This window comes from Streptomyces sp. NPDC020597, from assembly GCF_044335095.1.
In the GTDB taxonomy this organism is placed as follows: Bacteria; Actinomycetota; Actinomycetes; order Streptomycetales; family Streptomycetaceae; genus Streptomyces.
Genome location: NZ_JBIRUL010000025.1, coordinates 1 through 14,572 on the forward strand (window position 1 = coordinate 1; position 14,572 = coordinate 14,572).

At 72.6% G+C, this 14,572-nt stretch carries 12 protein-coding genes and 1 pseudogene; 3 read left to right on the forward strand and 10 right to left on the reverse strand.

Going from position 1 to position 14,572, the window contains the following annotated elements; translation table 11 throughout:
• The first annotated feature begins 587 nt into the window (after positions 1-587).
• Positions 588-1,673, forward strand: coding sequence for a tryptophan--tRNA ligase (gene trpS / locus ACH4ZA_RS31195; protein WP_398432636.1), 1,086 nt, complete (start codon positions 588-590; stop codon positions 1,671-1,673).
• Here trpS and ACH4ZA_RS31200 read toward each other — a convergent pair.
• Positions 1,628-2,614, reverse strand: a pseudogene (locus tag ACH4ZA_RS31200) (GlxA family transcriptional regulator); the annotation flags it as partial. The gene trpS and the pseudogene ACH4ZA_RS31200 sit on opposite strands and share 46 nt — an antisense overlap.
• Positions 2,615-2,689: 75 nt before the next feature.
• On the opposite strand from ACH4ZA_RS31200, the gene ACH4ZA_RS31205 reads away from it, so the two are divergent.
• Positions 2,690-3,277: a cysteine hydrolase family protein gene (locus tag ACH4ZA_RS31205; RefSeq protein ID WP_319282343.1), complete on the forward strand. Its 588-nt coding sequence runs from the start codon at positions 2,690-2,692 to the stop codon at positions 3,275-3,277.
• Between the two features lie 49 nt (positions 3,278-3,326).
• On the opposite strand, the gene proC is transcribed toward ACH4ZA_RS31205, so the two are convergent.
• The 6 genes from proC to ACH4ZA_RS31235 form a co-directional block, all read right to left on the reverse strand.
• Positions 3,327-4,139, reverse strand: coding sequence for a pyrroline-5-carboxylate reductase (proC, locus tag ACH4ZA_RS31210; protein ID WP_319282345.1), 813 nt, complete (start codon positions 4,137-4,139; stop codon positions 3,327-3,329).
• Positions 4,140-4,374: 235 nt separating this feature from the next.
• Positions 4,375-5,193 carry an ABC transporter permease gene (locus ACH4ZA_RS31215; protein WP_319282346.1) on the reverse strand — a complete coding sequence of 273 codons (819 nt, stop codon included), beginning with the start codon at positions 5,191-5,193 and terminating at the stop codon, positions 4,375-4,377.
• Positions 5,190-5,990 (reverse strand): ABC transporter ATP-binding protein, encoded by an 801-nt coding sequence (locus tag ACH4ZA_RS31220; protein ID WP_398432637.1) that lies wholly within the window; start codon positions 5,988-5,990, stop codon positions 5,190-5,192. The genes ACH4ZA_RS31215 and ACH4ZA_RS31220 overlap by 4 nt, the downstream gene beginning before the upstream one ends.
• A gap of 218 nt (positions 5,991-6,208) precedes the next feature.
• The gene (locus ACH4ZA_RS31225; protein ID WP_319282350.1) at positions 6,209-6,985 is read right to left on the reverse strand and encodes a class I SAM-dependent methyltransferase; all 777 of its coding nucleotides are present in this window, start codon (positions 6,983-6,985) and stop codon (positions 6,209-6,211) included.
• Positions 6,986-7,048: 63 nt separating this feature from the next.
• Positions 7,049-7,621, reverse strand: a complete 573-nt coding sequence (locus ACH4ZA_RS31230) for an EamA/RhaT family transporter (RefSeq protein WP_319282353.1) — start codon at positions 7,619-7,621, stop codon at positions 7,049-7,051.
• Between the two features lie 381 nt (positions 7,622-8,002).
• On the reverse strand, positions 8,003-8,326 hold the full coding sequence (locus tag ACH4ZA_RS31235; RefSeq protein ID WP_319282356.1) for an SH3 domain-containing protein: 324 nt from the start codon (positions 8,324-8,326) through the stop codon (positions 8,003-8,005).
• A 189-nt stretch (positions 8,327-8,515) separates the two neighbouring features.
• Between ACH4ZA_RS31235 and ACH4ZA_RS31240 the strand changes: the two genes are divergently transcribed.
• Entirely contained in the window at positions 8,516-10,735 is a 2,220-nt protein-coding gene (locus ACH4ZA_RS31240; protein ID WP_398432638.1) for a PQQ-binding-like beta-propeller repeat protein, read from the forward strand.
• A 121-nt stretch (positions 10,736-10,856) separates the two neighbouring features.
• Here ACH4ZA_RS31240 and ilvD read toward each other — a convergent pair whose 3' ends face one another.
• From ilvD to ACH4ZA_RS31255, 3 genes are all read right to left on the reverse strand, one after another.
• Positions 10,857-12,710, reverse strand: coding sequence for a dihydroxy-acid dehydratase (ilvD, locus tag ACH4ZA_RS31245; protein ID WP_398432639.1), 1,854 nt, complete (start codon positions 12,708-12,710; stop codon positions 10,857-10,859).
• A gap of 125 nt (positions 12,711-12,835) precedes the next feature.
• On the reverse strand, positions 12,836-13,441 hold the full coding sequence (locus tag ACH4ZA_RS31250) for a TetR family transcriptional regulator (RefSeq protein WP_319281056.1): 606 nt from the start codon (positions 13,439-13,441) through the stop codon (positions 12,836-12,838).
• Positions 13,438-14,502, reverse strand: coding sequence for a sugar phosphate isomerase/epimerase family protein (locus ACH4ZA_RS31255; RefSeq protein ID WP_398432640.1), 1,065 nt, complete (start codon positions 14,500-14,502; stop codon positions 13,438-13,440). The genes ACH4ZA_RS31250 and ACH4ZA_RS31255 overlap by 4 nt, the downstream gene beginning before the upstream one ends.
• Between the last annotated feature and the right edge of the window lie 70 nt (positions 14,503-14,572).

The window sequence follows — 14,572 nt, forward strand, 5'->3', positions numbered from 1 at the left end:
TATCAGACCGTTTCCCGATCCGATTTCCTCGGTGCTTTCCAGGTTCCCCGCTTATCTCGCGGTTTCCCTTTCCGGCGGTTCCGACTCTACCAGACCCTTTCGGTTCTGATTCCCGGTCAGCGGGAGTTGCCTTCCCGGCTGTTGGGCCGTTCCGACGAGTGAGACTTTAGCGGATTCCCTGCCTCCGAAGCCAATCGGGGCCTGCGTCCTTTCGAACGCGGATTCCTCATTTCGCGAATACGCACGCCAATGAACGCGACAGCAGACGAGTCGACTGTTGTCGAGTGGTTGGTTGGTACCTGCGGAATGGCTGTCCGGGGACCGACCGGGGTCGGCGCTCACGTCGGACAACTCGGAGAACACTACGTTTCACGTCGGGGTGTGTCAACTGATGTCCCGGGAACACCCCGGAGGCGTAGTCTGGCTCCCATGACTACGCGTACGTGCACCCAGCTGTGGTGGGCCGCCTGACAGGCGGCCGTGTTCACGTATGCACTCAACGGCCGCCGCTCCGGCGGCCGTTCTCGTTTCTCCCACCAGAACCCGGGGGCCGGCCGGGACGGCGGTCTCGACCAGGAGGTGGAGAGATGGAGCGGGTCTTCAGCGGAGTCAAGCCGACCGGGCATCTGACGCTGGGGAACTACCTGGGCGCGCTGCGGCAGTGGGCCGAGGTCGATCAGCACCGGGCCGACTCCCTGTTCTGCGTCGTCGACCTGCACGCGCTGACCGTCGACCATGATCCGGCGCGGGTGCGACGGCTGAGCCGGCAGGCGGCCACGCTGCTGCTGGCCTCGGGACTCGATCCGCAGCTGTGCACCGTCTTCGTCCAGAGTCATGTGGACGAGCATGCACGGCTGTCGTACCTGCTGGAGTGCGTGGCCACCGACGGCGAGATGCGGCGGATGATCCAGTACAAGGAGAAGGCCGCGCGGGAGCGGGAGCGCGGGGGCAGTGTGCGGCTGTCGCTGCTGACGTATCCCGTACTGATGGCGGCGGACATCCTGGCCTACGGGACTCATGAGGTGCCGGTCGGGGACGACCAGGCGCAGCATGTGGAGCTGGCGCGGGACCTGGCGGTGCGGTTCAACCAGCGGTACGGGCACACCTTCGTGGTGCCGAAGGCGACGCTGCCCGCGGTCGCGGCGCGGGTGATGAACCTGCAGGAGCCTGCGTCCAAGATGGGCAAGAGCGACGACTTCGGGCCCGGCATCGTCTATCTGCTGGACGAGCCGGAGGTGGTGCGCAGGAAGATGACGCGGGCCGTCACCGACAGCGGGCGGGAGGTCGTGTACGACCGGGCGGGGCGGCCCGGGGTCGCGAACCTGCTGGAGATCCTCGCCGCGTGCACCGGCGGTGATCCGGAGGCGATGAGCGCCGGGTACACGTCGTACGGCGCTCTGAAGAAGGACGCCGCCGACGCGGTGGTGGCGGTCCTGGAACCGCTGCAGGCCAGGCACCGGGAGCTGTGCGCCGACCCGGTGTACGTGGAGAGAGTGCTGCGGGACGGGGCCGAGAAGGCGCGGGACATGGCCCGGCCGGTCGTGGACCGCGCCTATCGCGCGATCGGGCTGCTTGCGCCGCTGACGGAACCGGCGGCGGATGCGCGGTCCGGGATCACGGCGGAGTCGGCGACGGCGTCCGCGGCGGAGGCGGCGTTGAACGCGGCCCGGTAGGCACGGGGGCTGGTGGCGAGGCGTGATGCGAAGTGCTGGCGCATCGTGACCTCGCTGCCGAAGCCGGCGCGCCGGGCGACCTCGGGCATGGCGAGGTCCGTGCGCTCGAGCAGTCGTTGGGCGGCGGCGATCCGCTGGTCGAGGAGCCAGCGCAGCGGGGTTGCCCCGGTCTCGGCGGTGAAGTGACGGGCGAAGCTGCGCGGGGACATGCCCGCGTGCGCGGCGAGCTCGGCGACGGTGAGTGGTTCGTGCAGCCGGCGCAGGGCGTGTTCGCGCACGGTGGCGAGGGCGTCGGCGTCCCGGTCCGCACGGGGCGTGGGGTGCTCGATGAACTGGGCCTGGGTGCCGGTGCGGAAGGGGGCGGTGACCATCGAGCGGGCGATGGTGGCGGCCGCTTCCGCGCCGTGGGAGCGGCGGACCAGATGGAGGCAGAGGTCGATTCCGGCTGCCGTGCCGGCGGCGGTCCAGATGTTGTCGTCCTCGATGAAGAGGGCGTCGGGGACGACGTCGACCCGGGGGTGGTGGGTGCGGAGGAGGTCGACGAGGTTCCAGTGGGTGATCGCTCGGCGGCCGTCCAGGAGGCCGGCCTGGGCGAGGGTGAAGGCGCCGCCGCAGAGGGCCGCGAGGGTGGTGCCGCGCGCGTGGGCGCGCTGGAGGGCGTCGAGAACGGGTGCGGGCGCCGGGGTGAGGTGGTCGTCCAGACCGGGGACGAGGACCAGATCGGCGCGGGAGAGCCAGGACAGGGGGCGGTCCGGGAAGAGAGCCAGCCCGCCGCGCATCGGGACGGGCGTCGTGGGGTCGACGGCGACGCGGCGGAGTTCGAAGGCCGGGGCGCCGCGGTCGGTGCGGTCGGTTCCCCAGACCTCGTTGATGACGGAGACGTCGAAGGCGCGGATGCCGGGGAACGCGACGAGGGCGACCCGGTGGGCGGGCTTCTTCATGGCTGGCAGTAAACCATCGATCGATGACTTCTGTGCCTCTGGGGCGTGTCCCGGGGCGGCGGCAGGATCGTGGGCATGGACATCGCAGAGAACGCAGCGCTGGTGGTCGTGGACGTGCAGAAGGGCTTCGAGGAGCTCGGGTTCTGGGGCGAGCGCAACAATCCGGGGGCGGACGACAACATCGCCGCCCTCATCGACGTCTGGCAGGCCTCGGGGCGGCCGGTCGTGTTCGTGCGGCACGACTCGTCGGGGCCGCGGTCGCCGTTGCGGGCGGGATATCAGGGCAACGACTTCAAGGAGTACGTGGAGGAGAGAAGGGGGCGGGGTGCGGGACCCGAGCTGCTCGTCACGAAGACCGTGAACTCGGCGTTCCTCGGGACGCCTGATCTGGGGGCCTGGCTGACGGCTCAGGGGATCGAGCAGATCGTGGTCGCCGGGATCCAGACCAACATGTGCGCGGAGACGACGGCGCGGATGGGCGGGAACCTCGGGTACGACGTGCTGTTCGCGTACGACGCGACGTACACGTTCGGTCTGGAGGGGCCGTTCGGCTGGCGGCGGAGCGCCGAGGAGCTGGCGCAGGCCTCGGCGGTGTCGCTGCACGGGGGCGGGTTCGCGCGCGTGGTGACCACGAAGGAGATCGTGGGGGCGGCCGGCGGGTGAACGCCGGGCCGCCGCTTCGCCCTCCCCCTGGGCGGCCGTTCTCGGGGAGTCAGTCCTTCTTGCCGGAGGCCAGTGCGCGGCTGCGGTCGCGGGCGGCTTCCAGGGCGGCGATGAGCGCGGCCCGTACGCCGTGGTTCTCGAGTTCGCGGATCGCGTTGATGGTGGTGCCGGCGGGGGAGGTGACGTTCTCGCGGAGCTTGACGGGGTGTTCGCCGCTGTCGCGGAGCATCGTGGCGGCGCCGATCGCGGACTGGACGATCAGGTCGTGGGCCTTGTCGCGAGGCAGGCCGAGCAGGATGCCGGCGTCCGTCATGGCTTCGACCAGGTAGAAGAAGTAGGCCGGGCCGGAGCCGGAGAGCGCGGTGCAGGCGTCCTGCTGGGACTCCGGGACGCGGAGCGTCTTGCCGACGGCGCCGAAGATCTCCTCGGTGTGGGCGAGGTGGCCGGCGGTGGCGTGGGTGCCGGCCGAGATGACGGACATGGCCTCGTCGACGAGGGCGGGCGTGTTCGTCATGACGCGGACGACGGGCGTTCCGGGGGCGAGGCGCTCCTCGAAGAAGGAGGTGGGGATGCCGGCCGCTCCGCTGATGACCAGGCGGTCGGCCGGGACGTGGTCGGCGAGTTCGGCCAGGAGGGCGCCCATGTCCTGCGGCTTCACCGTGAGGATGAGGGTGTCGGCGCTCTTGGCGGCCTCGGCGTTGGTGACCGGGGTGACTCCGTAGCGGGTGCGGAGTTCTTCGGCGCGCTCGGGACGGCGGGCGGTGACGAGGAGGTCGGCGGGGGGCCAGCCGCCGCGGATCATGCCGCTGAGGAGGGCTTCGCCGATCTTGCCGGTGCCGAGGACTGCGACTTTCTGGGTCATGGCTGGGGGGTCCTCCGGAGGGGTGCGTCGTGGGCGTGCGCGCCGCGGTGATGCCGTCTTCGTCCGGGGTCATCCTCGCATCGGGGGTGGTGGGGCGGTCGGCGCGTCCGGTGGGCGGACGGGGGTTTTCGCCCCCGCCGCCCCTTCCCGTCCCGTCCCTGGGGAGCTGCCCCCAGACCCCGGTTCGGCCCTGGACGGGCCTCGTCCTCGAGCGCCCGACGGGCTGGCAGGGGGGTCATGGCGTGCGGCGGCGGAGGGTCGCTGCGCCCAGGCAGAGGACCAGGAGGGCGCAGCCGCCGACGATGACGACGTCCCGTACGAAGGTGGCCGTCATGTCGGTGTGGGTGAGGACCTCGTTCATGCCGTCGACCGCGTACGACATGGGGAGGACGTCCGAGAGGGTCTCCAGGGCCGGGTGCATGGTGTCGCGGGGGGCGAAGAGGCCGCAGAGGAGCAGCTGGGGGAAGATCACCGCGGGCATGAACTGGACGGCCTGGAACTCGGAGGCCGCGAAGGCCGAGACGAAGAGGCCGAGGGCGGTGCCGAGGAGGGCGTCGAGCAGCGCGACCAGGAGGAGCAGCCAGGGGCTGCCGGTGACGTCCAGGTCGAGGAACCAGACGGCCAGGCCGGTGGCGAGGGCCGACTGGACGATCGCGAGGGCTCCGAAGGCCAGGGCGTAGCCGGCGATGAGGTCGCCCTTGCCGAGGGGCATCGCGAGGAGGCGTTCGAGGGTGCCCGAGGTGCGTTCGCGCAGGGTGGCGATGGACGTGACCAGGAACATCGTGATCAGCGGGAAGATGCCCAGCAGGGACGCGCCGACGTTGTCGAAGGTGCGGGGGCTGCCGTCGAAGACGTACCGGAGCAGGAACAGCATCACGCAGGGGATGAGGATCATCAGCGCGATGGTGCGGGGGTCGTGGCGCAGCTGGCGCAGGACGCGGGCGGCGGTGGCGGTGGTCCGGGAGGCGTTCAGGGCGCCGGTCGGGGCGGGCGCACGGACGGGCGTCGGGGCGTCGGGGGTGCCGGGGATGTCGGGGGTCGTCGTGGTGGTCATCGGGTGGTCTCCTTGGTGCGGGCCGCTTCCGTCGCTGCGTCCACGAGGTGCAGGAAAGCCGACTCGACCGTGTCCGCCCCGGTGCGGGTGCGCAGGTCGTCGGGGGTCGCGTCGGCGAGGATCTCGCCCTCGCGCATCAGGAGCAGGCGGTGGCAGCGCTCGGCCTCGTCCATGACGTGGGAGGAGATGAGGAGGGTCGCGCCGCGGGTCGCGGCGATGTCGTGGAAGAGGTTCCACAGGTCGCGGCGCAGGACCGGGTCCAGGCCGACGGTCGGTTCGTCGAGGACCAGGAGTTCCGGGGCGCCCAGCAGGGCGACGGCCAGGGAGACGCGGTTGCGCTGACCGCCGGAGAGGTTGCCGGCGAGGGCGTCGGCGTGGGTGGTGAGGTCCACGTCCGCGATAGCGCGGGTGACGTTCTCCCAGCGGCGGTCCGCTGCCGCTCGGCCCGGGTCGAGGATCGCGGCGAAGTAGTCCAGGTTCTGGCGGATCGTCAGGTCGTCGTAGACCGACGGCGCCTGGGTGACGTAGCCGATGCGGGTGCGCAGGTTGGCGTGGCCTGCGGGGCGGCCCAGCACGTCGAGGGTCCCGGCGACCTTGGCCTGGGTGCCGACGATCGAGCGCATCAGAGTCGACTTGCCGCATCCGGAGGGCCCGAGCAGACCGGTGATCTGGCCGCGGGGGACGGTGAAGTCGAGGGCGCGCAGGACGGTGCGCGGCCCCCGGACCACGGTCAGGCCTTCGGCGCGTACGGCGGGTGCGTCGGGCGGACGGGCGCCGGATCCCTTGGAATTCATCATGTGATGAATAATGCTCGCGGAGCAGGGCGCCGTCAAGGTGCGGTGCGGGAGCGGACGGGGCGGAGCGGAGGCAGGGCCTCGGAGCGGATGCCGGGGCTGCACATGCGTGCGCGGCGGCCCCGCAGGTGGGGCCGCCGCGCACGGTCGGGCGGGGAGCAGGAGAGGAGAGGAGAGGAGAGGAACGGAGGGGCGAAGGGTGGAGGGGAGGACGGCTCGGGTCAGGGCTTGATCGCGAGCAGCAGGACGACGTCGTAGACCTCTTCGACGATGCCGTCGGGGAAGGTCCGTATCAGGTGGTCGCGTTCCTCGGCGAGGTAGGCGGCGGCTGCCTCCGCGCCGTGGACCAGGAAGATCGAATGGCTGCCGATGTTGGCCAGATGGGTGTCCACGGGGACCCGGCGGCTCCAGCGGACCGTGCGATGGACCAGGTCGAGGCGGCCCTCGGGGTCGACGACACGGACGTCCACGTTCTTGTTGCCGGCGCCGGTGTTCTGCCCGAAGTGGCGTCCCAGGCGTTCCGCCGCCTCCGCGAGCCAGGGCACGTCGAGGGCGTCGGTGTTCCACCACAGCGCCAGCGCGCCGCCCGGACGCAGCACCCGCAGCGCTTCCGGGACCGAGCGCGCCGGGTCGGTCCAGTGCCAGGACTGGGCGTAGGTGAGGAAGTCGACGCAGGAGCGGGCCAGCGGGAGGCGGTTGCCGTCGCCGCGGACGACCGGCACGCCGGGAAGCGCCAGGCGCAGCTGCGCGGCCATGCCGTCCCCGGGTTCGACGGCGAGGACGTCAGCGCCGCGGGCGTGCAGGCGCGCGGTCGACAGGCCGGTGCCGGCCCCGACGTCCGCTGTCCGCGCGCCGGTGAGGCGGCGGCCGGCGAGGTCCTCGATCACGTCGAAGAGGGCGTCCGGGTAGGAGGGCCGGTTCGCGGCGTACTGGGCCGCGGCGGCATCGAAGGACCGGGCTCGGGCCGCGTGGGAGGGGGCGGGAGTGGAAGCCGTCATGGGGCCATGGTGGCCGGGGCGGGCGGGGAGCGGAACAGGACCCCTGGCCCTGCTCGGGGCGGCTCAGCGGCGGCGGCGCTTCTTCGAGGGGTTGCCGGTGCGGCGCTTCGTGCGGCTTTCGTGCCGCAGACGGGCCGCCTCGTACTCCTCGCGGTGGAGCCTCTCGCCGGGCGCCTCGGTGAGGGCGCGGAAGAAGTACGCGAGCAGCGAGCCGACGAAGCCCACCGCCAGCAGTCCGCGCAGGGACGCCTGACGGTCGGGGTCGGGACGCTTGGCGAAGCCGTCCCAGGTGTGCCGGAAGGCGAGCGCGCTGCACACCGCGAACATCACGACGACCAGGACGGTCACGAAGCCGCCCAGGCCGGCGATCGCGATGCCCTGGTAGGCGAAGCGCAGGACGAGGCACGAGACCACGACGGCGAGCAGTGAGCCGAGGGCGACCGCGCCGCGCCGGACCGCGTAGCCCCGCGGGCCGCCGTCGTGGTTGAGCCAGGTGGTGCCGAAGAACCGGAGGGGCTCGGGGCGGGGGCCGGTGCCGGCAGGGTCTCCCGCCGGGCCGGTCGGGGCGCCCGGGGAGACCTCGGCGGCGCGCGGGGATTGCGCCGGGCTGTCCGGGGTGCCGTTTTCGTCGCTCACGGCACGATTATGGCTCCGCGTGCGGACGGTCCTACGGGTGGGGCCCGCGCAGGGCCGGCCGGGCGGGTGTTCGCGGTTCGTCCGGCCGGGGAGTGCTCGTGGGCCGCCAGCCCGGGGGCGCGGCGCCCAGGGGCCGGAGACACCCGGGGACCGGAGACCCGGGGACCCGGGGACCGGAGACCCGGGGACCGGAGACCCGGGGACCGGAGACCCGGGGACCGGAGACCCGGGGGCCGGAGACCCGGGGGCCGGAGACGCGGGGGCCGGAGACGCGGGGGCCGAGGGTCGGTGAGCCGTCGCGGATCGCGACCCCGCCCGCGATCACCGGCTCCCGACCCTCGGCCCCCGACCGCTGACCCCGCCCGGAGTCCGCCTCCTCGATCAGGAGCAGCGCGGTGCGATGTAGCCGTCGCTGCCGGTCCGCACGTACGCGTCCGAGACGAACTGGCCGTCGGCGATGTTGTCCCAGATGTTCGTGGTGCCGTACGGGCCGGAGACCGACGTGCCCGGGCTCTGGCAGAACACGGGGACCTTCACGCCCTCGGCCAGCACCCGCACGACCGAGTAGCCGGTGCCGGGGCCGCTGCGTACGTTCAGCCGGACGCCCGGCGCGACCGGATAGTAGGTGAGCGCGGCGGTCGCGGTCGCGGTGACGGCTTGCGCCGCTTCGCTGTTCCCGGTCTCTTCCACGCGTTCGACAGACATGTGAAACCTCCCCCGTTGCACCCCATGACTGCCATGGGGTCCCGTTGATTCCCCCGAAACCGCTCATGAAACACACGTACGGAATTCGTACGCGGAGGCTAGCAAGCCGCCTCTGCGCCGTACGAGTCATCGACTAGGCTCCGTGCGGCGCGCGCGCGGATGAGCGGATGAACAGCACGGGGGTGGTCCATGACGCCACAGCGCAACACCGGAGCGGGCGCGGAAGCGGAACTTCCGGAGTACGCAGGTCACTACCGTCTCGAGGAGTGCCTGGGTTCCGGCGGCATGGGCGTGGTGCATCTGGCCCGCAGCACCTCCGGCATGAAGGTCGCGGTCAAGGTCGTGCACGCCCGGTTCGCCCGCGATCCCGAGTTCAGGGGGCGGTTCCGGCAGGAGGTGGCGGCCGCCCGCCGGGTGAGCGGGGCGTTCACCGCGCCCGTCGTCGACGCGGACCCGGAGGCCGAACGGCCTTGGATGGCAACCCTGTTCATCCCCGGCTCGACCATCGCCGAGCAGGTGAAGCGGAACGGGCCCATGAACGCCGGTGAGTTGCGGCGGCTGATGGCCGGCCTCGCGGAGGCGCTGCGGGACATCCACCGGGTGGGCGTCGTGCACCGGGATCTGAAGCCGAGCAACGTGCTGCTCGCCGAGGACGGTCCGAAGGTGATCGACTTCGGCATCTCCCGCCCGAAGGACAGCGAACTTCGCACCGAGACGGGCAAGTTGATCGGCACGCCGCCGTTCATGGCGCCGGAGCAGTTCCGGCGTCCGCGGGAGGTCGGGTCCGCCGCCGACGTCTTCGCGCTCGGCTCCGTGATGGTGCACGCGGCGACGGGACGCGGGCCGTTCGACTCCGACAGCCCGTACGTCGTCGCCTACCAGGTCGTCCACGACGAGCCGGACCTGACCGGCGTGCCGGACAACCTCGCGCCGCTGGTGACGCGTTGCCTCGCGAAGGAGCCGGAGGACCGGCCCACCCCCGACGAACTCATGCGCGAACTGCGGACGGTGGCCGCCTCCTACGACACGCAGGTGTTCACACCGCCGCAGCGGGCTCTCGAGGAGCCGGAGCCCGGGCCGGCCGCCGGGCCCGCGGCGGAAGCCGGTAGCGCAACGGAAAGCGATGTCGCAACGGAAGGCGCTGCCGCCGGCGACCGGGAGCCCGGGGCGGGCGAGGGCGGGAAGCCGCGGGGGCGGCGCAGGCGCAGGGCGCTCGCGGCCGGCGCGCTGGCCGTCGTCCTCTGCGGCGGCGCGCTCGGGGCGGCGCGGATGCTCGGGGACGGCGACGCCGGCCGGGACGGACGAGGTGCCACGGGCGGCGCGCATCCCTCGTCGCCCGCCCTCGCCGACTGGAGCGTGCGGCCCGTGAAGGGCGGCGGCGAGGTCGCGCACGGCGGCGCGGGCGGACTGCCGCAGTGCGTGTACGGCACGCGACTGCTGGTGTGCGCGCAGTCCGGGCAGGTGTCCGCGCTGGACGCGTCCGACGGGCGCGTGCTGTGGCGGCGGGCGGTTCCCGAGGGTGACGGATCGGTCGAGGCGCCGACGCTCGCCGGCGGACTGGCGCTGGTGGTCACGCACGCGGGCCGGCGGATGGAGGCGCTCGACCCGGCGTCGGGCGTGCCGCGCTGGCAGCGGGACCTGACGCCGTACCCGGGCGTCCGCACCGTCGGCGGCATGCTGCTGCTGACGGCGACCGACGCCACGGTCACCGGCGTGGACGCGGCGACGGGCAGGACGGCGTGGAACCGGCGGATCCCGGGACTGAGCGAACCGTACTTCGAGTCGTTCGCGCAGGACGCGCACCCGCTGGCGTACGCGTCGAGCACGTCGGACGACGGGCGGCACACCCGGGTCACGGCCGTGGACCCGGCGACCGGGAAGGTGCGCTGGGAAAAGCGGTTCGACGGGAAGGTCGCCCCCGCGGGCGCCGCCGGCGACGGTCTCGTCCTGCTGTCCGAGGGCAGTGCGTACGGCGACGTGGACGCCGTGCTCCGCTACCGCCCGGGGGACGCCGCACCGCGGCGGACCGGCCTGGGCGTCGCCCTCCAGGGGGTGCGCGCCACCGTGCACGCCGACCGGGTCTACCTGCTGGCCTTCGACGGGACGCTGACGGCCGTCGACACGGTCGCGGGGAAGGAGCTGTGGTCCCTGCAGACGGCGGTCAGCCGGGGGTCGGCGCCCTCCGCCGACGGCGAGCACGTGTACTTCGGCGCCGCCGACGGACGTCTCCTCGCGGTGGACGCCGACCGGGGCAGGCTCGTCGGGCAGACGCGACTGCGGCTCGGGGCCGAGTCGGACAAGGTGGTGGCCTCGCTGCCCGCGCCCGTGGCGGTCGACGGCCGCGTCTACGCCGGCGCGCCCGACGGAACCGTCTTCACGGTCGACGGGCGGGCGCCGCAGGACTGGTAGCCGCGGCCGGCACGCGCCGAGGGCCGCCCCCGCACGGAATACCGGCGGAGACGGCCCTCAGGGCGTCGGTGCTTCAGGGCGTCGGTGCTTCAGGGCCTCAGGGCCTCAGGGCCTCAGGGCCTCAGCCCAGCTTCGACACGTCCCGCACTGCGCCCTTGTCGGCGCTCGTCGCCATCGCGGCGTAGGCCCGCAGCGCGGCGGACACCTTGCGCTCACGGTTCTTCGGGGCGTAGACGCCCCCGAGGGCCGCCTCGCGCCGGGCGAGCTCGGCGTCGTCCACGAGGAGCTCGATGGTGCGGTTCGGGATGTCGATGCGGATGCGGTCGCCGTCCTCGACGAGCGCGATGGCGCCGCCGGAGGCCGCCTCGGGGGACGCGTGGCCGATGGACAGGCCGGAGGTGCCGCCGGAGAAGCGGCCGTCGGTGATCAGGGCGCAGGTCTTGCCGAGGCCGCGGCCCTTGAGGAAGGACGTCGGGTAGAGCATCTCCTGCATGCCCGGGCCGCCCTTGGGGCCCTCGTAGCGGATGACGACGACGTCGCCGTCCGTCACCTGCTTGTTGAGGATCTTCTCGACGGCCTCCTCCTGCGACTCGCAGACGACCGCCGGGCCCTCGAAGGTCCAGATCGACTCGTCGACGCCGGCCGTCTTGACCACGCAGCCGTCGACGGCGAGGTTGCCGCGCAGCACGGCGAGGCCGCCGTCCTTGCTGTAGGCGTGCTCGGCGGAGCGGATGCAGCCGCCCTCGGCGTCCTCGTCCAGCGCCTCCCAGCGCTCGGACTGGGAGAAGGCCTCGGCGGAGCGGACGCAGCCGGGAGCCGCGTGCCACAGTTCGACGGCCTCGGGCGAGGGGGATCCGCCCCGGACGTCCCAGGTCTTCAGCCAGTCCGCCAGGGACGGGCTGTGGACCGAGTGCACGTCCTCGTTGAGCAGGCCGGCGCGGTGCAGTTCGCCGAGCAGGGCGGGGATGCCGCCGGCCCGGTGCACGTCCTCCATGTAGTACGTGCGGTTCTTCGCGACGTTCGGCGCGACCTTGGCCAGGCAGGGCACGCGCCGCGAGACCTCGTTGATCTCCTCCAGGCCGAACGGGACGCCCGCCTCCTGGGCGGCGGCGAGGAGGTGCAGGATCGTGTTGGTCGAGCCGCCCATCGCGATGTCGAGGGCCATCGCGTTCTCGAAGGCCGCGATGGTGGCGATGTTGCGGGGCAGGACCGTCTCGTCGTCCTGCTCGTAGTAGCGGCGGGTGATGTCCATGACCGTGCGGCCCGCGTCCTCGTACAGCGCCCTGCGGGCGGTGTGCGTGGCGAGGACCGAGCCGTTGCCCGGGAGGGAGAGACCGATGGCCTCGGTCAGGCAGTTCATCGAGTTGGCGGTGAACATGCCGGAACAGCTGCCGCAGGTCGGACAGGCGTTCTCCTCGATGCGGAGGATGTCCTCGTCCGAGATCTTGTCGTTGACGGCGTCGGAGATCGCGTCGACCAGGTCGAGCGTGCGGACCGTGCCGTCGACGAGCGTGGCGCGGCCGGACTCCATGGGGCCGCCGGAGACGAAGACCGTCGGGATGTTCAGGCGCAGGGCCGCGTTCAGCATGCCCGGGGTGATCTTGTCGCAGTTGGAGATGCAGATCAGGGCGTCGGCGCAGTGCGCCTCGACCATGTACTCCACGCTGTCCGCGATCAGGTCGCGGGAGGGCAGGCTGTAGAGCATGCCGCCGTGGCCCATCGCGATGCCGTCGTCGACGGCGATCGTGTTGAACTCGCGCGGGATGCCGCCGGCCTCGCGGACGGCGTCGCTGACGATCCGGCCGACCGGCTGCAGGTGGGTGTGGCCGGGCACGAACTCGGTGAAGCTGTTGGCCACCGCGATGATCGGCTTCCGGCCGATGTCCGCACCGGGTACACCGGAGGCGCGCATAAGGGCGCGGGCGCCCGCCATGTTGCGGCCGTGGGTGACTGTGCGGGACCTCAGCTCGGGCATCGTCGCTCGCTCCTTCAGAGACTGCGATCAGAGACTTCTGACTGCAGACGAGCGTACGCCGGTCATCCAGAGGGCGGACAATGTGTCCGTATACCGGGACGAATGTCTCACCCGCCGGGCGTGGCTCACGGTCCGGTCAGATGGCCCTGCACGACCGGCGCCACGCGCGCGACGATCTGCTCCAGATCCGCCGAGGCCAGCGGCTCCACCTTGATGACGTAGCGCAGCATCGCGCAGCCGACCAGTTGTGCCGCCGCGAGTTCGGCGCGCAGCTCGGCGTCCGGCAGGTCGAGCTGGGCGGCGACCCGGCGCAGCAGCTGCGAGGAGACGAGGCGCCGGAAGACGGCGGCCGCGGTGTCGTTGTTCACGGCCGAGCGCACGATCGCCAGCAGGGGCTTGCGGGTGGCCGGGTTCTCCCAGACGCCGAGGACGAAGCGGGCGAGCCGCTCGCCGACCTGGTCCAGGGGCCCGTCGGCGATCGCCTCCGGCGCGTTGAGCGCGGGCGCGAAGGCCACCTCGATCGAGGCCTCGAAGACCTGCTCCTTGGTGCCGAAGTAGTGGTGCACGAGGGCCGGGTCGACGCCGGCCGCCTTCGCGATGCCGCGCACGGACGTCTTCTCGTAGCCCCGCTCGGAGAACTCCTCACGGGCGGCCGCCAGGATGCGGTCCCGGGTGTCCGCCGACTCCGCGCGCGGGGGGCGGCCCCGTCGGCGGGCCGTGACGCCGGTCATCGGCGGCGGGCCTTCGGACGCCGGAACCCGGCCGGGGACTTCGGCGATGAGGACCTCGAGGAGGACCTCGAGGACGGCATCGCGGGCCCCCGGGAGCCGTCGTCGGACGACGACTCCGCCGAGGACGGCCCCGTCGGCCCCGTCGGCCCCGGCGGGTCCGGCGGGTCCGGCGGGGACGAGGCGGCCGGGGAGGCGGCCGGGGACGGCCTGCGGGGCGCCGAGGGCGACACGGGCGCGGAGAGCGCGCCCGGCGAGGAGGCCGAGGCCAGGTGCAGGCGGGTGAAGGCGAGGGCCTCCGCCAGGTCGGCCTCCCGTTCGGCGCCGGACATCGCGCGCCGAGTGTTGACCTCGATGACGACGTGCCCGTCGAAGCCGCGCTGCGCGAGCCGTTCCAGCAGCTCGGCGCAGGGCTGGGAGCCGCGCCCGGGAACGAGGTGCTCGTCCTTCGCCGAACCGTTTCCGTCGGCGAGGTGGACATGGCCCAGCCGGTCGGCCATGCGGTCGACCATCTGCATCGCGTCCGCGCGGGCCGTCGAGGCGTGGCTGAGGTCGATGGTGAAGTGCCGGTAGTCGTCCTTCGTGACGTCCCAGTCGGGCGCGTAGGCGAGCATCTCGCGGTCGCGGTAGCGCCACGGGTACATGTTCTCGACGGCGAACCGCACGTCCGTCTCGTCGGCCATCCGCCAGATGCCGGTGACGAAGTCGCGCGCGTACTGACGCTGCCAGCGGAACGGCGGATGGACGACGACGGTGCTCGCGCCGAGCCTCTCCGCCGCCGCGCGGGCCCGCTGGAGCTTCGTCCACGGGTCGGTCGACCACACCCGCTGCGTGATCAGCAGGCAGGGGGCGTGAACGGCGAGAATCGGGATGCGGTGGTGGTCGCTGAGCCTGCGCAGCGCGTCGATGTCCTGGCTGACGGGGTCGTTCCAGACCATGACCTCGACGCCGTCGTACCCGAGGCGCGCGGCGATCTCGAAGGCCGTCGCCGTCGACTCCGGGTACACCGAGGCCGTCGACAGGGCGACCTTCGCATCCGGGATCCGTACGACTGGCTCTGCCATGGGGGACAGGTTACGGGGTGCGGTCGGGTGGGACCGCGCGCCCGATCGCCGTTGTGGTGTTCCCCACGGG